This is a genomic window from Marinobacter sp. BW6, from assembly GCF_008107725.1.
Taxonomy (GTDB): Bacteria; Pseudomonadota; Gammaproteobacteria; order Pseudomonadales; family Oleiphilaceae; genus Marinobacter.
Window position 1 is genome coordinate 24,412 of sequence record NZ_VIRN01000083.1, and the last position, 21,537, is coordinate 45,948.

The 21,537-nt window shown below is 57.2% G+C and carries 17 protein-coding genes; 10 read left to right on the forward strand and 7 right to left on the reverse strand.

The genetic code is table 11. The annotated features are described in order from the left end of the window. The first annotated feature begins 48 nt into the window (after nucleotides 1-48). Nucleotides 49-2,148 (forward strand): TonB-dependent siderophore receptor, encoded by a 2,100-nt coding sequence (locus FMN52_RS18700; protein WP_148610130.1) that lies wholly within the window; start codon nucleotides 49-51, stop codon nucleotides 2,146-2,148. 51 nt (nucleotides 2,149-2,199) lie between these two features. Here FMN52_RS18700 and FMN52_RS18705 read toward each other — a convergent pair whose 3' ends face one another. Further along, on the reverse strand, nucleotides 2,200-2,436 hold the full coding sequence (locus FMN52_RS18705; RefSeq protein ID WP_148610131.1) for a DUF1289 domain-containing protein: 237 nt from the start codon (nucleotides 2,434-2,436) through the stop codon (nucleotides 2,200-2,202). Nucleotides 2,437-2,540: 104 nt separating this feature from the next. Then, entirely contained in the window at nucleotides 2,541-3,452 is a 912-nt protein-coding gene (locus tag FMN52_RS18710; RefSeq protein WP_148610132.1) for a pirin family protein, read from the reverse strand. Nucleotides 3,453-3,606: 154 nt separating this feature from the next. On the opposite strand from FMN52_RS18710, the gene FMN52_RS18715 reads away from it, so the two are divergent. The 5 genes from FMN52_RS18715 (at nucleotide 3,607) to FMN52_RS18735 (ending at nucleotide 9,216) form a co-directional block, all read left to right on the forward strand. Next, on the forward strand, nucleotides 3,607-4,626 hold the full coding sequence (locus FMN52_RS18715) for a sodium:calcium antiporter (protein WP_148610133.1): 1,020 nt from the start codon (nucleotides 3,607-3,609) through the stop codon (nucleotides 4,624-4,626). A gap of 14 nt (nucleotides 4,627-4,640) precedes the next feature. Then, nucleotides 4,641-5,336: an aspartate/glutamate racemase family protein gene (locus tag FMN52_RS18720; protein WP_148610134.1), complete on the forward strand. Its 696-nt coding sequence runs from the start codon at nucleotides 4,641-4,643 to the stop codon at nucleotides 5,334-5,336. 93 nt (nucleotides 5,337-5,429) lie between these two features. Beyond that, a complete protein-coding gene (locus tag FMN52_RS18725) occupies nucleotides 5,430-7,616 on the forward strand; it encodes an OsmC domain/YcaO domain-containing protein (RefSeq protein WP_148610135.1) in 2,187 nt (728 codons plus the stop codon). An 89-nt stretch (nucleotides 7,617-7,705) separates the two neighbouring features. Next, nucleotides 7,706-8,173, forward strand: a complete 468-nt coding sequence (locus FMN52_RS18730; protein WP_148610136.1) for a hypothetical protein — start codon at nucleotides 7,706-7,708, stop codon at nucleotides 8,171-8,173. A 74-nt stretch (nucleotides 8,174-8,247) separates the two neighbouring features. After that, nucleotides 8,248-9,216: a surface lipoprotein assembly modifier gene (locus tag FMN52_RS18735; protein ID WP_148610137.1), complete on the forward strand. Its 969-nt coding sequence runs from the start codon at nucleotides 8,248-8,250 to the stop codon at nucleotides 9,214-9,216. A gap of 10 nt (nucleotides 9,217-9,226) precedes the next feature. Here FMN52_RS18735 and FMN52_RS18740 read toward each other — a convergent pair whose 3' ends face one another. Continuing rightward, nucleotides 9,227-10,549, reverse strand: coding sequence for a S8 family serine peptidase (locus tag FMN52_RS18740; RefSeq protein ID WP_162525044.1), 1,323 nt, complete (start codon nucleotides 10,547-10,549; stop codon nucleotides 9,227-9,229). Nucleotides 10,550-10,667: 118 nt separating this feature from the next. Between FMN52_RS18740 and FMN52_RS18745 the strand changes: the two genes are divergently transcribed. From FMN52_RS18745 to FMN52_RS18755, 3 genes are all read left to right on the forward strand, one after another. Beyond that, nucleotides 10,668-11,168, forward strand: coding sequence for an RNA polymerase sigma factor (locus tag FMN52_RS18745; protein WP_240339542.1), 501 nt, complete (start codon nucleotides 10,668-10,670; stop codon nucleotides 11,166-11,168). Then, complete coding sequence (locus FMN52_RS18750) at nucleotides 11,165-11,890, forward strand: hypothetical protein (protein ID WP_148610139.1); 726 nt, start codon at nucleotides 11,165-11,167, stop codon at nucleotides 11,888-11,890. The genes FMN52_RS18745 and FMN52_RS18750 overlap by 4 nt, the downstream gene beginning before the upstream one ends. A 214-nt stretch (nucleotides 11,891-12,104) precedes the next feature. After that, nucleotides 12,105-13,664 carry a glutamate synthase-related protein gene (locus FMN52_RS18755; RefSeq protein ID WP_148610140.1) on the forward strand — a complete coding sequence of 520 codons (1,560 nt, stop codon included), beginning with the start codon at nucleotides 12,105-12,107 and terminating at the stop codon, nucleotides 13,662-13,664. On the opposite strand, the gene FMN52_RS18760 is transcribed toward FMN52_RS18755, so the two are convergent. Further along, nucleotides 13,634-15,709: a dehydrogenase gene (locus tag FMN52_RS18760; protein ID WP_148610141.1), complete on the reverse strand. Its 2,076-nt coding sequence runs from the start codon at nucleotides 15,707-15,709 to the stop codon at nucleotides 13,634-13,636. The genes FMN52_RS18755 and FMN52_RS18760 overlap by 31 nt on opposite strands. Before the next feature lie 162 nt (nucleotides 15,710-15,871). On the opposite strand from FMN52_RS18760, the gene FMN52_RS18765 reads away from it, so the two are divergent. Further along, nucleotides 15,872-16,885: a class I fructose-bisphosphate aldolase gene (locus tag FMN52_RS18765; protein ID WP_148610142.1), complete on the forward strand. Its 1,014-nt coding sequence runs from the start codon at nucleotides 15,872-15,874 to the stop codon at nucleotides 16,883-16,885. Between the two features lie 28 nt (nucleotides 16,886-16,913). Here FMN52_RS18765 and FMN52_RS18770 read toward each other — a convergent pair whose 3' ends face one another. The 3 genes from FMN52_RS18770 to katG form a co-directional block, all read right to left on the reverse strand. Continuing rightward, entirely contained in the window at nucleotides 16,914-17,852 is a 939-nt protein-coding gene (locus FMN52_RS18770; RefSeq protein ID WP_148610143.1) for an MBL fold metallo-hydrolase, read from the reverse strand. 165 nt (nucleotides 17,853-18,017) lie between these two features. After that, nucleotides 18,018-18,989 (reverse strand): tRNA-dihydrouridine synthase, encoded by a 972-nt coding sequence (locus FMN52_RS18775; RefSeq protein WP_148610144.1) that lies wholly within the window; start codon nucleotides 18,987-18,989, stop codon nucleotides 18,018-18,020. 138 nt (nucleotides 18,990-19,127) lie between these two features. Beyond that, nucleotides 19,128-21,299 (reverse strand): catalase/peroxidase HPI, encoded by a 2,172-nt coding sequence (gene katG / locus FMN52_RS18780; protein ID WP_148610145.1) that lies wholly within the window; start codon nucleotides 21,297-21,299, stop codon nucleotides 19,128-19,130. Between the last annotated feature and the right edge of the window lie 238 nt (nucleotides 21,300-21,537).

Genomic DNA, 21,537 nt, shown 5'->3' on the forward strand with positions numbered 1-21,537 from the left:
TAATTGTTATCATTCGCCTCCGCATTAACAACGAAGGCGCATCATCCTATGAAAGTCACCTACTCCCAACGCTGCGGTTCTCTGGCACTGGTTTCACTGCTGGGCGCAAGTTCAATTGCCACGGCACAATCCCAAACCGATGGCGCTACCACACTTGAAGCTCTCGATGTGGTGTCCGACGCCATTACCGCCCCCGACTATATGCCTCTGGAGAAGACGCCCGAGGTCGGCAAGCTCAATGTTCCGGTAGAGGAGCAACCCTATTCAGTCTCAATCGTCGATCGCGGATTCATCGAAGATTCCGGCGCCAAGAACATACAGGATGCCCTGCTCTACACACCGGGGGTCTACGCAGGCAACTTTGGTTTTGACACCCGAATCGATTCTGCAAAAGTTCGTGGTGTCGATGCCGGGCGCTATCTGGATGGTCTGCGTCAGATCTACGGTTCCTACAACACCGTGCGCACCAATGTGTACGCACTCGAGAGCATCGAAGTGCTCAAAGGCCCCTCGTCCATGCTTTATGGACAGAGTGACCTGGGCGGCATCATCAATGGGGTATCCAAGCTCCCGGAAAAGGAACAGGGCGGCGAGATCTGGGCCCAGTACGGCACGTTTAATCGTAAGCAGCTGGCCGTGGATGTAACCGGCCCCGTTAACGAGAGCGGTGATTTGCTGTACCGCCTCATCGCACTGGGACGCGACAGTGACACCCAGGTCGATTATGTGGAAGACGATGGCTACGTGCTCTCCCCTTCCCTGACCTGGCGCGCCACCGATGACACAAGCGTTACCCTGCTCCTGAACCGCCAGGAGAACGAAGGCCAGGTATCCGCCCAGTTCCTGCCACAGGCCGGCACCCTTGAGCCGGGATCACAAGGGTTTATCGGCTCTGAGCGATTTGTTGGCGAGCCAGGCTGGGATAGTTACGATCGGGAGAAAACAGAGGCTACTCTGCTTGTTGATCATCAGTTAAACACCAACTGGGCATTTGCCGCCACGGCCCGGTATACCCGCTCCAGTACCGAAAACCGCGAACACTGGATAACCATTCCAAGCGTTCCCGACGCCAATGGCGAAGTTCCGCGTACCATTTACACGGCAGATGCTGAAACTCGCATTTTCAATATGGACGCTCGCCTGGAGGGAGATGTTGAGCTGGGCATGACCCGCCACCGCCTTATTATCGGCGCCGACCGCCAGGACGCTCTCTGGAAACAGGACAACTACTTCTATGGTTACGGGCTGGGTGGCACCTTCGATGTGTATGACCCACAGTACGGCAACCTGAATGACGGTGTCATAAACCCAACTGACCGGCCGGATAACGAGATTGACCAGATCGGCCTCTACATTGCCGACCACATCGAGATCGGACCCGTCGTTGTGTCCGCCGGTCTTCGCCACGACTGGGCCGAGAACCGCCGCCTGGCCGTCTCCGGATCAGACACCGTCGGCGACGAAGAGGCCACCACCGGCCGAGCCGGGTTAATGTACCGGTTTGAAAACGGGATCTCCCCGTACATCAGCTACGCTGAAGCTTTCAGCATGAACCTCGGTACCGATGGCACCGCAGCGGCCAACACGTTGGAACCCACCACCGGCGACCAGCAGGAGGCGGGCGTTAAGTACGTTTCCCCAGACCAGTCCCTGGGCATTACCGCCGCTTACTTTGACATTACCCAGGAGAACCGGATCAGCGACGGCAGCACCCCCGGTGGTGTCGAGCAGACCGGTGCGGTGATCGATGGCTGGGAGCTGCAGGTGAATAAGCGCTGGCAGCGTTTTGAAACCCAGCTGGCCTATACCGACCTCAACGCCAAAGACGATGCCTCTGGCAATCGCCTGCCCTATGTGGCCGAGCGTCAGGCCTCCTGGTGGAACCAGCTCTACATCGCCAGCAACTGGCGCTTCGGTGCCGGGGTGCGTTACGTGGGTGACAACGTTGGCTCAGGCGGCGGGCCAGTCGTTCCTTCCGTAACCCTCTACGACGCCATGATTGGCTACACCTGGCAGAACTGGGACTTCACCGTAGATGCCAAGAACCTGGCCGATGAGGAGTACATCACCTGGTGCCGCTCCGAAGGCGCAGACTGCGGCTACGGCGAGCGGCGCACTGTGAACGCAAACGCCAAGTATCGTTTCTAAAACTTCATCCTGACGTCTCTGGTCGCCGCAGCCTGAAAACCTCTGCGGCGATCAGCTCTTCTTTTTCTTCTTTTTGGCCTTCTCGTACAATTCGCGCAATGCTTTGGGATTCTTCCCTTTACCCGAGCCGTGAGACTCCAGGATACGTGTCCAGATCGCCTGCTTATGATCAGGAGAGAGCTGCTTCCACTCCTTTTTTTCTTGCCTGGTTCGGCCACAGGCTTTGCAGATGGTTTTCTTGTCGAACTCGCAGACGTCAATACAGGGTTTCTTGGTGATGGGCTCCATGGGCTCTGGTTTCCCCTCGTTCTGAAAAAGTGGGCTACTTCAAACCTGAGGATTTTAGAGCTCCGATACAAGGCACAGAGCCAGTGGAATACCGAGACGGGCCCCTAGTAGGGAATAAACGCTTCCTCATCACCGACCACTTTGACGAACCGCCCTTCGCGCCAGTCTTCTCTGGCTTTATCTATGCGAGCTTTGCTGGAAGACACGAAGTTCCACTCGATAAAACGCTTGCCCAGCGGCTCACCGCCAATCACGACAATCCGGGTATCTTCTGTGGCGGTAATGGCAACATCGGGCTCTCGGGAAAAGATCGTCATGCTGTGGGTGGGCAGCTCAGAGCCATGGGCTCGCAGGGCGCCACTGGCAACGTAGACGGCGCGCTCAGGCGCCTGGGGTAATGCCAGGGTCTGACCGGTTTTAAGGCTGGCCTCAAGGTACAGAGTTTCGCTGAACTGGCGCACGGGCGAGGTTACTCCGTAGGCACTGCCGATCATGACTCGAACCGGCACGCCGTCTATCTCAACGGCGGGGATGTCATCCTCTGGATAGTGGTGGAACGCTGGCGCCGTTTCTTCGTGCCCTTGCGGCAGAGCCAGCCAGAGCTGGAGCCCATGCAAGCGGTGATCCGTTGCGGTGATCTCAGGGCGCTCCCGCTCGGAATGGGCGATACCGCTGCCGGCCACCATAAGATTGATATCTCCGGGCCGGATTGGCTGGTAGCTGCCAACGGAATCCCGGTGCAGTATCTCGCCCTCAAACAGGTAGGTTACGGTAGCAATGCCTATATGGGGGTGCGGCAATACGTTGATGCCCTCGCCCGCCGGAAAATCCGCCGGGCCCATTTCATCAAAGAAAATCCACGGGCCGACCATTTTCCGTTTTGCCGTTGGCAACAGGCGGCGGACAGAAAAGCCGCCCAGATCCGCAACCCGGGGGCTCAGTATGGTTTCAATAGCACCGCACGGTGCTTCAGTGGCATCACAGCCCTGCTCCGCCAATCTCATCAGATTACTCACGCTTCTCTCCCGAGGGCATAATACCCCTACCGAGTAATTGTAGAGCCATTATAGAGCCGCCCCCTACTTGGTCACCGATATTAGGCTTAACCGAATCTGGCCCGCTATAGTGAGCGTCAAGAAATTTAAGCAATACCATTAGCCCGGAGCCCTGATGTTTTCATCCCTGACTACAGGCATCATCGCTTTCGTCATCGCCACTTTCGTCATCGTGACTGCCGGCAGCCGGTTGGCACGGGTAGCCGATGAACTGGCCGATCGAACCGGCCTGGGCGAAGCCTTGTTCGGCATCTTTCTGCTGGCCGGGGTAACGTCACTTCCCGACTTCGCCGCCACTCTCAGCGCAGCCATGGATTCAAGGCCAGATCTGGCCATGAGCAATGTCATGGGCAGCATGGCTGCAAACCTGGTATTTCTGGGCATTGCGGACATCATTTACCGAAAGGCCAATCTGGAACACGCCGCCGCTTCTTCCACCAACCTGATGTTGGCCGCGTTGTTGATCGTCTTACTGGCTCTACCGCTGCTGGCAATTGCCAGTCCGCCTGTTTCCATTTGGGGCGTCCACCCAATCACGCCTGTTATTACCGCAGCCTATCTGTTTGGGCTGCACCTGGTTCGCACCACAGACAGCAAACCCATGTGGTTTCCCCGCCTGACCCGCCAGACGGTTCCCGACAAGCCCGATCATTACCTTCACGGAGGCCTTGCCCAGGCGTGGGTCGGTTTCATTGTGCTCGCTGCCATCACAGGTGTCGCCGGTTGGGTACTCATGGAGGGCGCCAAGGTGATCAGCGACGAAACGGGCCTGTCTGATACCCTGATCGGCGGCCTGTTTACAGCTCTCGCTACCTCCTCCCCTGAACTGGTCACTACCATTGCCGCCATTCGCAGAAATGCGCTGACTCTCGCGGTGAGCAATATCTTCGGCACGAATTGCTTTAACATGCTGGTGATCGCCTCCGCCGATGTGGGCTACCCGGGCGGTTCCATCTATCACGACATCACGCCCGTCCAGATGACCTGGGGTCTTGTCAGCATTCTGATGACGGCAACGCTGTTGATGGGTATGGTTCGGCGGCAACGCTACGGCATCGGCAAAATCGGTTTTGAAAGCGCTCTGATACTGTCGGTCTATGCAGTGGCGCTGACTATCGTTACGGTTAGCGGATAATAGGGAGGTTACCCATGAAAACCATTGGCCTTCTCGGCGGCATGAGCTGGGAATCCACCCAAACCTACTACCGACTCCTCAACGAGGGCGTCAAAGGCCGACTGGGCGGGCTGCATTCGGCGAAGCTGGTGCTCTTCAGCGTGGATTTCGCCGAGATCGAAGCGCTTCAACACAAAGGTGATTGGCCCGCTACTGCCGACATTCTTTCCGACGCCGCCTTGTCATTGCAGAGGGCCGGCGCGGATTTCCTGGTGATCGGCACCAACACCATGCACAAGGTTGCTCCGGAGATCGAACAGGCAATCGGGATTCCATTGCTACACATCGCGGATGCCACCGCGCAGTTACTGAAGAAAGAGGGTGTGACCCGAGTAGGCCTGCTGGGCACCCGCTTTACAATGGAGCAGGCGTTCTACAGGGAACGACTGGAGGCGGCCGGTATCGACGTTCTCACCCCGGATGAAGGCCAGCGGGATGAGGTGCACCGTGTTATCTACGAAGAGCTTTGCCAGGGCGAGATCAAGCCTGACTCGCGCCACATCTACCTGGATATCGTTTCGTCGCTTTCCGGGCGCGGGGCCCAGGCGGTCATTCTCGGCTGCACCGAGATCGGATTGCTGATCCGCCAGGCCGACACTGAGGTTCCACTTTACGACACCACGGAGATTCACGCCGCCCGAGCCGTGGAGCTGGCGTTACATCATCCGTAGAAGACCGACCAAGACGAACACCTGCAAAAACTGGATAATGGCCGCCATTAGAAGCCATGGCGCGCCAAATTCTCCGATCCAGGACTCTTTGCAATGGAAATCAACGTCAACTTTCTCGAGAACCTCAGACTTGAAGCCAAGTTTGACGATTTCACCGTCGTAACGGACCAGCCGATTCGCTATAAGGGCGACGGCTCGGCGCCCAGCCCGTTCGATTACTTCCTGGCGTCCTCTGCCCTGTGTGCGGCCTACTTTGTTCGGGTTTACTGTCTCGCGCGGGACATTCCCACCGAGAACATCCGCCTGTCCCAGAACAACATCGTGGACCCGGAGAATCGCTACAACCAGATCTTCAAGATTTCCGTGGAGCTGCCCGAGGACATCTCCGAGAAAGACCGTCAGGGCATTCTGCGCTCCATCGATCGCTGCACCGTAAAAAAGGTCGTCCAGACCGGCCCCACCTTCGAGATTGAAACCGTCGAGAACCTCGACGCCGATGCCCAGGCGCTGTTGATGACCCAGCCGGAAGGAGGCACCCAGACCTTTATCGAAGGCAAAGACCTGCCCCTTGAGCAAACCATTGCCAACATGACCGGCATTCTTGAAGAGCTGGGCATGAAGATCGAGATTGCGTCCTGGCGCAACATTGTGCCCCACGTGTGGTCCTTGCATATTCGCGACGCTGCCTCGCCCATGTGCTTCACCAATGGCAAGGGTGCCACCAAGGAGAGCGCTCTGTGCTCTGCCCTGGGTGAGTTCATCGAGCGGCTCAGCTGCAACTTCTTCTACAACGACCAGTTCTTCGGGGAAGAAATCGCCAACAGCGAGTTCGTCCACTACCCGAACGAAAAGTGGTTCAAGCCCGGCCCGGATGACGAGCTTCCCGAGGGCATCCTGGATGACCACTGCCTGGCCATCTACAACCCGGACGGCGAGCTGGGCGGTTCCAACCTGATCGATACCAACTCCGGCAGAGCCGACCGGGGCATTGTCTCCCTACCCTACGTCCGAAAATCTGACGGCGAGGTGGTGTATTTCCCCTCCAACCTGATCGAGAACCTTTTTCTCAGCAACGGTATGAGTGCGGGCAATACGCTGAACGAAGCACAAGTCCAGTGCCTGTCGGAGATTTTCGAGCGGGCGGTGAAGAAACAGATTATCGAAGAGGAAATTGCCCTGCCGGACGTGCCCCGGGAGGTGCTGGAAAAATACCCGGACATCCTCGAAGGCATTGATGCCCTGGAAGCCCAGGGCTTCCCGACCCTTGTGAAAGATGCCTCCCTCGGCGGCCAGTTCCCGGTGATGTGCGTAACCCTTATGAACCCACGAACCGGGGGCGTGTTTGCTTCCTTCGGCGCTCACCCAAGTTTCGAGGTGGCGCTTGAGCGGAGCCTGACCGAGTTGCTGCAGGGCCGCAGCTTCGAAGGCCTCAATGATGTGCCAGCGCCCACATTCAACAGTCTGGCAGTCACAGAGCCGAACAACTTCGTGGAGCACTTCATCGACTCCACTGGTGTGGTGTCCTGGCGCTTCTTTAGCGCTAAATCCGATTTCGATTTTGTCGAATGGGATTTCTCCGGCACCAACGCGGAGGAAGCCGAGCGCCTGTTTGGCATCCTCCGGGATCTGGGCAAGGAAGTGTATGTGGCAGTTTATGAGGAACTGGGCGCACCGGTCTGCCGGATCCTCGTTCCAGGCTATTCTGAGGTGTATCCGGTTGAAGACCTGATCATGGATAACACCAATATGGCTCTGGACTACCGTGAAGACATCCTCAACCTGCACCGTCTGGACGATGAGCAACTGGCCGATCTCGTGGAACGTCTGGAAGCCAGCCAGCTGGACAACTACATGACGATCATCACCCTGATCGGTGTGGAATTCGATGAGAACACCATCTGGGGACAGCTAACGATCCTGGAGCTCAAGATCCTGATCTGTCTTGCCCTGCAATGGCATGAAGAGGCGTTGGAGTTCGTCGATATGTTCCTGCAGTTCAACGACAACACCGTTGAGCGTGGCCTGTTCTACCGCGCCATGTACGCAGTACTGGAAGTCACCCTCGATGATGAAATGGAACTGACCGACTACATCACCAACTTCACCCGCATGTTCGGTGAGAAAACCATGGAAGCCGTTGTGGGCTCAGTGGATGGTACCGTTCGATTCCATGGACTGGAGCCGACCAACATGCAACTGGAAGGGCTGGAGAAACATCAGCGCTTGATCGAGAGCTACAAGAAACTGCACACCGCCCGCGCAGTCAAAGCGGGTTTGTAAGAGATCCTGAATTTTTCTGGAATAAATCCCTGGCTGGTACGTCCTCCTGATGAAAGCAACCCGAAAAGGGAAAACAGGAGGACGTAACCATGAAAAAGCACGTACTGACACTCGCAATCTGCTCACTCCTTTCCACTGGTGCATTTGCGGCCGAAGGTGCTGCCAACGCACAGGCCGACGCCAACATGTCGGCCGAAGCCAGCAGCCAGAATGGCGTTTCCGCGCAAGGTGGCGCATCGGCCAGCGCTCAAGGTAGCGTAAATGGCAACGCGGCGAGGGACGAAGCGCGCCAGAATGCCAATCAGGCCATCAGCGCCGGTGTTGAGGCCGGTCAGCGGGCACGAAGCACGGCGTCGGCAACGGCAACCACAGCCAGCAACGAAGCCAATGAACAAGCCGACCAAGCAAAGACTGAAATGAACAAGGCTCGAAATGCCGAGATCCGAGCCGAAACCAATCAACAGATTGGTACGTCTGTGTCCGATAGCGTTAAGAGCCAGGTCCAGAATTCCGTTAAGAGCACTGTTAAAGGTTCCGCCAGTGGCGGGCTGCTCTAAAACGCTTGCCGAATCTGGATCGCCGGGCCTCTTTTGGCCCGGCTCTTTTTTCAGCTCAGGAGGAACACACCGTCATGAACCTCACGCGATCCCTACCGTATGTTGTTACCGTTTTTGGCCTCACGACCCCTTTGGGTTTTGCCCAGGCTAACGAACAGGCTGCTTTTAACGGACACCTGTCAACCGGTATCGAACACGACAGCAATGTCTCAGTAGATGATCTGAACGCCTCATCGGACCAAAGTGATCAAGCCTGGGTTATCGACGCTGGCCTCGAAGGCGTGCTGAAGCCAACCCAGCGACTGAACCTTACTCTGGGGTATTCCCTCTCTGGCAGCCGATATCAGGAGCTCGATCAATTCGACCAGGACATTCATCTGCTCTCTGCCGATCTCAGCTACGATTTTGATCCGGTGACCATTGGTACGAGCTACCACTATTCACATTCGGTTCTTGGCTCTGAGCCCTTCCTCGATTTCCAGAGGGCAAGCGCCTATATCGGGAGTCTCATTGGTGATGATGTCTACCTGCTGGCGAGCCTGCAGGAAAAGCAAAAGGACTACGAAGAAAGCAAGGCACGCGATTCGGACATCCGCGGTGCAAGCCTTGATTCGTTTTTCTTCTTTAATAACGCCAGGAGTCATTTCGTGATCGGCGTGGACTACGAGGAGGAGGTTGCCGAAGCGGAAACCTTCGACAACGACGTCTGGCGGGTGCGGGCCACGTTGCTCAACCGCTTTTTGCTGGGGGGAGAGAATAATCGGATTCGTCTTGGCTGGAGATATGAAACACGAGAATACGACCAACCATCGGTTTCCTCTTCTGGCTCGTTTCTCGACAACCCTTTCACCGGGGATTTTATCGACACGTCATCCAGTCGTCGGGCCGAGCAGGCCAATGTTTTCGAAGCCAGTTGGCGAATTGGTCTTGACGGGACTTTCAGCGTCGAGCCTTCTGTGTCTCATGGTATTTACCAGGGCAACGAGGACTCTACCGACTACAGCCGAACCATTGCCGGTCTGACACTCAGGGCAGATTTCTGACGCGAGCAAGTCAGTACGGCAGAAAACCGAAGCCGAAAAGACTGTCCCGACCAGGCTCACCGAGATCCTGAGCCTGGTCGATCAACGCTTCAAGAGCCTTTTGTGGATTACTGCTACTGGCTTCGCAGGCCAGAGCTGCCGTAACCACAGGAGCCGCCAGTGAAGTGCCACTCTCCGTTTTCACACCCCCCTCCGGGTGCGGAACGCTTACCGCAACGCCATGTGCAGAAAACATTACCTGCTCTCCTCGATTTGCCCATCTGTAGAGCTCACCGGCGCGTGAGGTTGCGGTGACGCCAACAACCCCGGAATACGCCGCCGGATAGAGTGGCGATGCGGCAGGCCCCTCATTGCCAACCGCGGCAACCATCAGAGCCCCCCTTTTTTTCAGGTTTCTGACCGCTTCTGCCAGGAGCCGGTTATCGGGGCCGGCAAGACTGATATTGATCACTGACACCTCCTTGGTCGCCAACCAATCCAATCCCTGCAGTAGATGCGCCAGCGTGGCGCCGGAGAGACTTTCGTTCCGCGTGTAAAAAACCGAGGCATTGAAAAGCTTCGCACCCGGTAACCTTGCCTGCCCCGAGCTGCCATGCCGGCCAATCAACTGGCCTGCGACTGCTGTCCCGTGCGTTGTTACATGAGCCAGTTCCCCGCGGCCATCCTCAATGGACAAAAAGCGTTGTTCAATTATCTGGGCATCACCAAAAGCGGAATGGTCAGTTGCCACTGAAGTGTCGATCATTCCAATTCGGACCGGCTCCTCACAAAGACTCACACCTGAACGCACTTCAGGAACTTCCGAAGAACCCGACTCATCTGCCTGGGGGCTGTATACATGGTTGCGATCCAGTCGGTCCGCCAGTTCTGGCAGAAGCTCTCGCAGGGTCTCGAGCGAGTCAAGGTCGGGACGGACCCGAAATCTGGCGACGATCATGCCGAGTCCAGACAGGGCCGTACGTTCCAGAACCGTAATCCCCGGACGGTCCAGGTGATCAATGTCCTCAGCCGTGCCTGTTACCAGCCATTGCCTCTCCACCGCCCTGAAGCCATCATCCAGCACGACATCATTGAACGCATTTTGCCCTGCTTCAGTGTATACAGGGAGCGTATCGGGGAGCGCGTTCAAGGACTTTCGAAGGGCCTCAGACCGGTGCTCAACCCGACGGTTTGCTGCCCGCTCCACCAGACGCTCGGCATGTCGCTCCACCTGTCCGGTGATACTGCTCGCGGGGTTGTTAATCAGCCCGTCTCCGGTCAGCGCGATGGCCGAAGACGGCGCCCAACACATAAACACAGCTGACAGAATTGTGAATTTAAAAACTGGCTTCATCTTTACCATCCAAATTCTGGAATGTTTCACATACTCTAACGGCCCGAACTGAAAAAAATTCCCTCACACGTGGAATAAAACGTTTGCCAGATCGTCTTCCCGGTAAACCCGACTCAGAATGAGCACTATGCAACAGGAAATCACGGAACTACTACCCGGTCTCAGAAGGTTTGCATACTCCCTGACTGGCTCCATGGCAGATGCCGACGACCTCCTGCAGAATACCGTCGAGAGAATTCTGACCCGCCAAATGCCAAGTGACGTCGACCTCACCAAGTGGGCCTTCCGAATATGCCGTAATGTCTGGATAGACGAGTGCCGCGCCCGAAAGGTTCGACGTGACGCCGCCGAAAACCCGGAGTTAAGCGATGGGCAAGTGACTGATGGCGAGCACCAGACAACGAAGGAGATCGAGTGGAACAGAGTGGACTCCGCCATGTCCCGCCTTCCCGAAGACCAACGCCAGATCATTTCCCTTGTTGCTATCCAGGGGATGCCCTACAAGATGGTGGCGGAAATACTGGAGGTGCCCAAAGGCACTGTTATGAGCCGGCTGGCCCGTGCCAGGGCAGCCTTGAGTGAAGTTCTGTCGCCCGCAACCCTGAGGAGCGAGTCATGAAGATTACAGACGAGACACTGTCAGCCTTCCTTGACAGTGAACTGACCCCAACGGAAATGGATGCTGTCAGGGAGCAACTCTCAACAGACCCCTCGCTGGCAGACCGGTTGGCTGAGCTTGCAGTCGTTGATTCGGAACTACAGAGCCATTATGGCGAAATTGATGATCGCCCCTTGCCGGCATCAATAAACAGGATGCTGGCGAAAGATCATGAGGAAACAACAGAACAGACGGATAATAATATCGTGCCATTCCCCTGGTGGCGCAGACTGCGTGAGCACTCCGGCAAAGCAATTGCCGCCGCAGTGGTTGCGGGCTTCGCGATGACGCAGTGGCTGACAATGCCATCCGGTGACAACCCCGCCTGGCCAGCGGTAGCAGGGTTACTGGACAGCCGGGCCAGTGGAGAAACCTACTCCGTGAGTGAAGATATAAAGCTGACGCCCCGCTTGACCTTCAGGAACCACTCGGGCGAATGGTGCCGGCAGTTCCGGCTCCAGAGTGACAGCGATGCCTCTGAGCAGATTGCCTGCCGCACACAGTCGGGCGCTTGGGAACAGAGAGTTCAGGTAGAAACCGGCCAGCCAGTTGCTGCAGACGGCTACCGGACTGCCAGCGGAGGAAGCGTGCTTGACGATGAGCTCAACCAGATGATGTCGACTCCACCGCTCGGGCTGGAGAAAGAGCGAACACTGCTTGAGCAGCAATGGCGCGTTCAGTGACGGCAAGCCCGCAGCGGTAACGGGCAGCGCCATCAGCTGCGGGGGCGTAAACATCGGCAGCGGAACCGTGATTATCCGTGGCTGAATCAACCGCGCTGCTGTGGCAGCGCGGGCATTCCTGATCCAAACTGGATACCTACAAGTAGCCTATCTGCGTTTAATGCCCGTACACCCTTGTACATTTTCCGGCATAAGCCAATACAGGAGCCTTGCGATGAGCAATCCGGTGATCGCTGATAACAAGCCCAAGAAAGTCAGCCTGAAAAAAGGCGAGGAATACGCCTTCTGCGTTTGTGGCCGTTCCAACAATCAACCCTTCTGCGACGGTTCCCATGGGGATACGGGGTTCAAACCCAAGGTCTTCAAGGCCGAGAAAGACGAAGAGGCGGTTCTGTGCCAGTGCAAGCAGACCGGCAGCGCTCCCTATTGCGACGGCACCCACCAGCAGTTCAGCGATGACCAGGTTGGCAAGGAGGCGCCGGATTCCGGCGATGATGGCGACGACAAGTCCGGTAAAGCGCCGAAAGCCAAATCCACCAAAGAAGAGCCTACCGTCGAATTTATTCATCAACTGGCGCGTGAGGGGCTGAGCAGCATGGGCCACCACGGCCCCACAACCGCCATGGGCGTGCCCCGTCACACCCTGCCCCACTGGGACGATCTTCAGCTGATGGTTGCGCAGATGGCCAGTAAACCGCTGGCAGATGACGCCGACGTCTCGACCGAACTGGTGATCGGGCCTGAAGCCCGCAAGCCTCTGACACTGAGCATGCCCCTGTTCGTTTCCGACATGAGTTTCGGGGCCCTGTCGGAGGAGGCGAAGATTGCCCTCGCTCGTGGCGCCGAGCTTGCGGGCACTGGCATCTGCTCCGGCGAGGGCGGCATGCTGCCGGAGGAGCAACAGGAAAACTCCCGTTACTTCTATGAACTGGCCAGTGCCAAGTTTGGCTACAAAGAAGAGCTGTTGAAGAAAGTCCAGGCATTCCACTTCAAGGGTGGCCAGGGCGCCAAGACCGGCACCGGCGGACACCTGCCCGGCAACAAGAACACCGGCAAGATCTCCCAGGTTCGCAACATTCCCGAGGGCGAATCGGCCATTTCCCCGCCCACATTCGAGGATCTTCGCTCAGTTGAGGATTTCCAGCGCTTCGCCAGCCATGTTCGGGAAATCACCGGCGGAATTCCTGTTGGCTTCAAGCTGAGCGCCAATCACATCGAGCGGGACGTACAATTTGCATTGGATGCGGGCGCCGACTACATCATCCTCGACGGACGTGGCGGCGGCACCGGTGCTGCCCCCGAGATCTTCCGGGATCACATCAGTGTGCCCACCATTCCTGCCCTGGCTCGCGCCCGGCGCTATCTGGATGATCGTGGCGCCAGCGGACGAGTCACGTTGATCGTGACTGGCGGGCTGCGTGTACCCATTGATTTCGTGAAGGCCATGGCCCTGGGCGCAGACGGTATTGCGGTTGCCAACAGTGCCATGCAATCCATTGGCTGTGTTGCAGCCCGTATCTGCAACACTAACAACTGCCCGGCAGGCATTGCGACCCAGAACAAGGATCTGCGCCAGCGGTTAAACGTGGACCAGTCCGCCAAACAACTGCAGAACTTCCTTGAGGCTTCCGTCTCACTGATGCAGGTGATGGCCAGGGCCTGTGGTCACGACAGCCTGAGCAAACTGAATATTGATGACCTGTCCACATGGCATCGTGAGATGGCCCTGCTCAGCGGCGTTCGCTATGCCGGTGTGCTTGATCCCTCTGCCTGATGCTCCTCGCTGGCCGCCAGGACTCGAACCCGTTCGAAGTCCTCCTCGGTGAACACACCGTTCACCCCGGAGATGGCGGCCAGCTTCATACCATGCTTCAGTCCCAGCTTGTAGATCTCCCGCACCTTCTCCCACTCGATATTCCGGCCCAGAGTGAAATTCTCGAACCGTGCTTCCAGAGCAAGCACAATGGTTTCTGCCAGGCAAGCGTAGGCAATGCCTTTCGGCAGCCCGATGTCTTTCATATGCACCTCACCCGGTAGCTGGATCTCGCCGGATTCGATCACCAGCACATCCGGCCGCTTGGCGACATCTTCCGCCGGGATATCCAGGGGGCGGGCTACGTCAGTTATGACGCAGCCGGGCTTCACTTTCATGATATCCAGAATACGTTTGCCTGCGCCGGAGGTGGCGGTGACAATCATGTCCATGTCCGCCAGATCGCGTTCAGCAGAACCGGCAACATGCACAATGGCCCCCGGCGTTTCCTGTTCGATGCTTTCCTTGAGTGCCAGCAGTTTGGCCGGCTCCGGTGCCGCTAGGTAAATCTCATCCACTGCCTTGGCCAGCAATCTGGCGCAGACAGACCCGATAGCGCCCGTGGCGCCTACCACCATGGCCTTTCCGGCAGCTTTGCCACTGGGGCCAACACTCACCCGCCCAATTTTCTTCATGGCGTCATGGGCCGCCCAGAGGGCGCCAGATGCGCTGTAGCTGTTGCCGGTTGTGATCGGCAGCGGTGCCCGCTTGGCGACCGTTATACCGGCATCACCCACAACCTTGGTAAATGCACCCAGGCCCATGATCTGGGCCCCGAGCTTCTTCGCCAGTTTTGCCGCCTGCAGCAGCCTGGCGTAGGTAAATTCCGGCCCGTGGGCCATGATTTCCCTGGGCGTGCCACCAACGGTAATGAGCCAACCCTCTACCTCCTCGCCATTTGGTGACCGGATTCCGGATACCTTCGAGTAGATGAACGGCGGTGAATACGCTATGGCCTTTTCCACAAGGTTCATCACCACAGGGGGAGACACGCTGGCAACCCAGTCCAGGGGCGGTGTTTTGGTGAGGTATTGCTGCGACAGGGGATGAATGACAAACGCAAACCGGTTAACCCGGCGATACCCGTTCGGGTAAAGGATTCGCGGCTCGATCCCCAGGCTCTGGATAACATCCAGATAGTCATCGGGGCCCAACTGGTCCGGTGTCCTGGAGAGCGCCGCGCTAATCATGGCCTCCATGACATTCACCCCCACGGGGCGGCCCTCCAGCCAGGGGCTGTAATCTACCACCATAGCGACCTTACGCGAGCGCATCCAGTCCATGGCAGCATCCGTTACCCTTGAGGTAATCACGGTTTTTCCATCCAGCTCTTTCGCCGTGAAGTTCTCCAGGTCGCCAATCGAGGCCACAATCACATGAGCCTCGGACACAGCGTGATGAAGCGAACCTTTAACCAGGTTCTCACCCAATCGATACAGAGGCGTACGGAGAATAGTTTCTACTGCTTTCACGGCAACCGGCCTGAACATTATCGGAGCCGTCAACGAGGTATAGGTTTCCAGTTGTTTCAGAGAAGTCAGCAGCCTGGGCACCCCAAAATCTGTGTAAGGATCGGCAAAGAACAGGTTTTCGGTATGTTCCGACAGAGCCCTGGCAATTCGATAACCGGCCTGGCCATTCATGAAAAGCACACGGGCATTGTCGAAGAAATGCCCCAGTTCGGATTGGGTGTGACGTACGGCCCATTCCTGAAGGATCGCTCGCAGTCCGGCACCAGTAGTGACAGGCTTGTCCGGCACACAGGCCTCGAGGCGCGCGGTATCCGGGTGTTCCAGCTGCTCCCGCCCCACCTCATAATGATCGTGCACCATGCTCAGACCAATAGCGTCTGCCTGCGCATGCACCGATTCCAGAACCGCTTCGGCTCTGGAAAGATCGCCATCTGTGCCAATTCGGATAATCCGGAAAGGCTGATTAAGGAACTGGGTTTCCAGATCGTAATCGTAATCGGAGGCTCCCTGGCTGACACTGACAACGGTTTTCATATTCAGGCTTTCCCTTTTTCCTGTTGTTATCGTCTACAGCGTAATTCAGGACAACGGTTTCTGCCTTAGCCCAGATCAAATTCCAGGCCGCTATTGAACGTCTACAATAAGGTGGCGGGCCGAACGACCAACAAACTTTCAAGGATCAATCAGGAGCTCATCATGACCATCCAGGAAGAACTCAACTCTACCGTCCGGGAACTGGTTCAGCCCGGCAAGGGAATTCTCGCGGCGGATGAAAGCCACCCGACCATTGCCAAGCGCTTCAAGGCTGTTGGCGTGGAGTCGAGCGAAGACATGCGCCGGGAGTATCGGAGTCTTATTTTCTCGGCTTCCGGGCTCGGAGAATTCATTAGTGGGGTCATTCTGTTTGAAGAAACTCTCGGGCAGCAGAGCCTGGAGAATGTCCCCATGCCGACGCTACTGGCCAGCAAGGGCATTGTGCCGGGCATCAAGGTCGACAAGGGCAAAGGCCCTCTTGTGAATGCGCCCGGTGATGAGATCACCTTTGGCCTGGATGGTCTGGAGGACCGCCTGGAAATCTACAAAAACCAGGGGGCGCGGTTTGCCAAATGGCGGGATGTGTTCCATATCTCGGACACCCTGCCCTCGCGGCAGGCGGTTGAGGCGAATGCCGAGGTTCTCGCCCGCTACGCGGCTATCTGCCAGTCCCTGGGCATCGTGCCCATCGTGGAGCCGGAAGTGCTGATTGATGGCAACCACACCATCGAGCGCTGCGCGGAAGTCAGCGAGGCGGTGATTCGCGAGGTTTTCCACGCTCTTTACCGGCACAAAGTGGAACTGGAACACATGATCCTGAAGCCCAGCATGGTGACACCGGGCAAGGACAATCCAAAGGCATCGCCGGAAGAAGTGGCAACGGCAACTCTTGATGTTTTTCACAGGGCCGTACCGGCTGCGGTACCGGGCATCTTCTTCCTTTCAGGAGGCCAGACCCCGGAAGAAGCGACCATCAACCTGAATGCCATTAACGACATGGGGGACCAACCCTGGGCACTGAGCTTTTCCTACGGACGGGCCTTGCAGGAGCCAGCCCAGAAGGCCTGGGCCGGTAACCTGGATAACGCCTCCGCAGCCCAGGCGGCCATACTCAAGCGCGCCCGGTTAAACGGCGCGGCGCGCTCGGGCAATTACCGGTCAGAGATGGAAGACTGACTGTCCCCAGGTTTCTCCTGAGTGCCGGTCAGTTACAGCCAGAGACACAGCTGGCCGTGCCATTGAACGCCATGGTACGGCCGCTCAGCGGAACGTGGACCGGCACGTCTACAGAATCCCGGAACAGCGCCGTGCGTGTGCCGTCCTGGACCTTGCCACCAGAGGTAGCCGGCTCGTTGGCATGGGAGGCGATGACAGCCTTTGGTTGCACCAGATCATTGATTACGTAGGCAGCCTGTCTAGGCCCTGTGGTGAAGGTATCGCCGATGTTCATAACTACCAGCCCGGCACCATAGTGATCCTTCACAACCAGTTTCTGCTCGGCTGTAATACCCGTATCACCAGAAAGGTAAACAACCAGCCCGTTGGAAAATCTCAGCACATAACCGGTTGGCGGTCCGACACTGGCTCCGACACCAGCGGCGGCGAGATATTCCGCCAGTGGCCCGGTCAGGAAGGAAGGCGAAACGCCGTTGCTGTGAACCGCAGGCACCGTGGTGATCGCCACTCCACCAACCTCACGTTCGCCACCAAAACGCACCAACAGGGAGTTTGCGGGGTCACCGCCAGCGTCCTTGAGCTTGGCGGCAAAGAACGCGGGCATTTCGCTACCGGTCACTATTTTCGCGTTGTGCTTAACCGCAATATCCACGGTGTTTGATTGTGGCAGCGTTGAAACGCCGGTATCAGGCGATCCGCAGGTACCCTGATTGGTCTTGCTGATACGCTGATCGCCCACGTGGTCCCCATGCATGTGGGAAACCAGAACAATATCAATCATGCCCAGGCGGGGATCGTCTGGCCCGGCAACGGTTCTGCCGGCATCGTACAGAATTCGGGTGCCATTCGGGTCTTCAAACACCAGCGCCCGATCCCGGCCGCAGAACTCGCCATCGTGGCTACCAAGGGGTGTAACCTTCACTACATGATCATCAGCGGAAGCCGGCAGTGCGGCAACCAATAACATACATGCAATCACCCCTACGCTTGCTAAAGTGTAGCGAAACAGTCCCTGCAACATTTTGATCGTCCTCCCAGCCGTTTTTTTGTTTGGTACCACGGTGATACGAACGACATCACCATTCATACCAATATAGCCTTGGGAATACCTCAAAGACTGGGAAGCTTACGATCAGGCCGCGTGCGAGTCAGGAACCGCAATTCGCTGTTCGAGACACGTCATCATGGGGGCCACCTGGCGTATCTTGCGAGCCTCAGGCCAGAGGATTTCAGCCTCGGCAAAGCCTTGGCGAAGGAAGTTGAGCCATTGCTTGATACGACCGGTCACATAGCGGTCCTCAAGCCAGCCCTGCAGAACCGTAGCGTACTCACGAACCAGGGCGACAGCTTCTGGCCAGGTCATATCCGGAATTGTCTCACCCTGCTGGCTGGCCTTGATCTGCCGGGCCAGGTCCGGCCGGGCGATCAGCCCACGGCCAATCATCACATCGTCGCAACCAGACACCTCACGGCAGCGCCAATAGTCCGCAACCGTCCAGATCTCACCGTTGGCGATAATATGGGTATTCACTGCTTCCCGGGCCCGGGCGATTTCCTCCCAGTAGGCGGGTGGTTTGTAGCCATCTACTTTACTGCGGGCGTGGATAACAATCTCTTCGGCTCCGGCAGCTTCCAACGCCTCGGCACAGGCCACGCCCATGGAACGGTCGTCATACCCCAGCCGCATCTTGGCTGTGACTGGCACATGCCCGGGTACGGCCTGACGTACCGCGGCCACGATCTCGTGCATCAGCTCCGGCTCACGCATCAGCACGCAGCCACCTTTGTGCTTGTTCACGGTTTTGGCCGGGCAACCAAAGTTGATGTCCACCTGGGTAGCGCCGAGTTCGGCAGCCCGCACGCCATGTCGTGCCATCTGGTGAGGGTCCGATCCGAGTAACTGGACTGCCACTGGAGTGCCCACTTCGGTCAGTGACTGGTTATGGAGTTCCGGAGCGTATTTGTAGAAGACCCTGGGCGGCAGCATCCCGTGGGTCACGCGAACAAATTCTGTCACGCACCGGTCAATACCGCCGACTTTGGTCAGGGTTTCACGAATGGGTGCGTCGACCAGCCCCTCCATAGGGGCAAGAATGATTCGCATGGGTGCTCCAGAAAAACGAGACTCAGTTCAGGATGAGACTGATCAAAAATCAGACGGAGCGGATTGTAAGGAATTTGGCGGGAACTTGGTAGATGGGCACCCCGATTGCCGGGGTGCCCGCTCACTCACTTTAAGGTCTTATTTCGCGTCGAAGCGATCTGCGTTCATGACCTTGGTCCAGGCTGCAACGAAGTCTTTCACGAACTTCTCCTCGTTGTCGTCCTGGGCGTACACCTCTGCATAGGCGCGCAGGATGGAATTGGAACCGAACACGAGATCAACACGGGTCGCAGTGAACTTGGTATTACCGCTGTTGCGATCCACGATGTTGTACGAGTTCTTGCCAGTGGGCTCCCAACGATTCGACATGTCGGTCAGATTCACGAAGAAATCGTTGGTCAGCTGGCCAACGCGATCCGTGAAGACACCGTGCTTGGTGCCACCATGGTTGGTGCCGAGCACACGCATACCACCGAGCAGGACAGTCATTTCAGGTGCGGTCAGGCCCATCAGCTGGGTGCGATCCAGTAGCATTTCTTCCGGCTTGACCACGTAATCCTTCTTCTGCCAGTTCCGGAAGCCATCAGCCAGCGGCTCAAGCGGTTCGAAGGATTCAGCATCCGTCATCTCGTCCGTGGCATCACCACGGCCCTTAAGGAAGGGAACATGAACCTCATGACCGGCAGCCTTCGCAGCCATCTCGATACCCAGGTTACCGCCCAGCACGATGACGTCAGCAATGCTGGCGCCGGTATCGGCCGAGATTTGCTCGTAGACCTTAAGCACCTTATCCAGACGATCGGACTCGTTACCTTCCCAATCCTTCTGGGGCGCCAGGCGAATGCGCGCACCGTTAGCACCGCCACGCATGTCAGAACCGCGGAATGTGCGAGCACTATCCCACGCGGTGCAGACCAGCTCGTTCAGGCTCAGACCGGCTCCGGCGATCTTTTCCTTGACCACTTCCTCAATATAATTGGTCTCGCCCTGGGGGACCGGATCCTGCCAGATCAGGTCTTCATCCGGCACACCCGGCCCGATATAACGGGACTTGGGCCCCATATCACGGTGCGTCAGCTTGAACCAGGCGCGAGCGAAGCAATCCCTGAAGTAGTCCGGATCTGCCATGAACTTCTCACAGATCGCACGGTACTTCGGATCCACCTTCATCGCCATATCCGCATCCGTCATCATCGGCTTGCGGCGGACTGATGAATCGGTCGGGTCAACCGGCATGTGCTCTTCTTTGATATCGATCGGTTCCCACTGGTTTGCGCCAGCCGGGCTCTTCGTCAGCTGCCATTCGTAGCCGAACAGAAGATCGAAATAGCCCATGTCAAACTTGGTCGGGTTAGCGGTCCAGGCGCCTTCGATGCCAGAGGTGACGGCGTTTGTCGCCTTACCATCCAGGTTGGGGTTCATCCAACCAAAGCCCTGGGTCTCAACGTCTGCACCTTCAGGCTCTGCACCAAGGGCATCGGCATCACCGTTACCATGAGCCTTGCCTACGGTGTGGCCGCCCGCCGTCAGTGCAGCGGTCTCTTCGTCATTCATCGCCATACGGGCAAAGGTGACTCGCACCTGCTCAGCGGTTTTCTGAGGATTGGGCTGGCCGTTAACGCCCTCCGGATTCACATAGATCAAGCCCATCTGGACAGCAGCCAGCGGATTTTCCATGGTGTCCGGCTTATCGACGTCTTCATAACGGCTATCAGACGGTGCCAGCCACTCTTTTTCCGCACCCCAGTAAATGTCTTTTTCCGGGTGCCAGATATCCTCCCGGCCATAGGAGAAACCAAAGGTCTTCAGGCCAAAGGACTCGTAGGCGACGTTGCCGGCAAGGATAAACAGGTCGGCCCAGCTCACCTTGTTGCCGTATTTTTTCTTCAGCGGCCACAACAGACGGCGCGCCTTATCAAGGTTGCCGTTGTCGGGCCAGGAGTTCAGCGGGGCAAAACGCTGGTTTCCGGTGCCCGCGCCACCGCGGCCATCTGCCAGTCGGTAGGTACCGGCAGCGTGCCACGCCAGACGAATCATCAGGCCGCCGTAATGCCCCCAGTCGGCAGGCCACCACTCCTGACTGTTGGTCATCAGGTCGTGCATGTCTTTTTCAAGCGCTTCATGGTCAAGTTTCTTGACCTCCTCCCGATAATCGAAGTCCTCCCCCAGAGGATTCGTTTTACTGTCGTGCTGATGAAGAATGTCAAGATTGAGGTTCTCAGGCCACCAGCCGGCTACGTCGGCCTTCTCCTGCGTGTTCGAGCCATGCATTACGGGGCACTTTCCACCCGCGCTATTGTTATCTGTCATTTCTCTCTCCTCATTGGGGTTGGCAAAACGACACTGCTTTGATTCAGGCACTTCTAACTATAGGACACAGCAAATACTCTGCTCTGAGTATTTCTTATACCCGGGATAGCGTGTGCCTATAGAGTTCCCCGCAACGGTTGCGGGGTTCATTCCGTTTACTGGGCACAAGCGTAATCACTGGAGTAATCTGCCAAAATTCCCAGAAAATCCGGCCAGGCGATAGAACGACTGAGTGGAA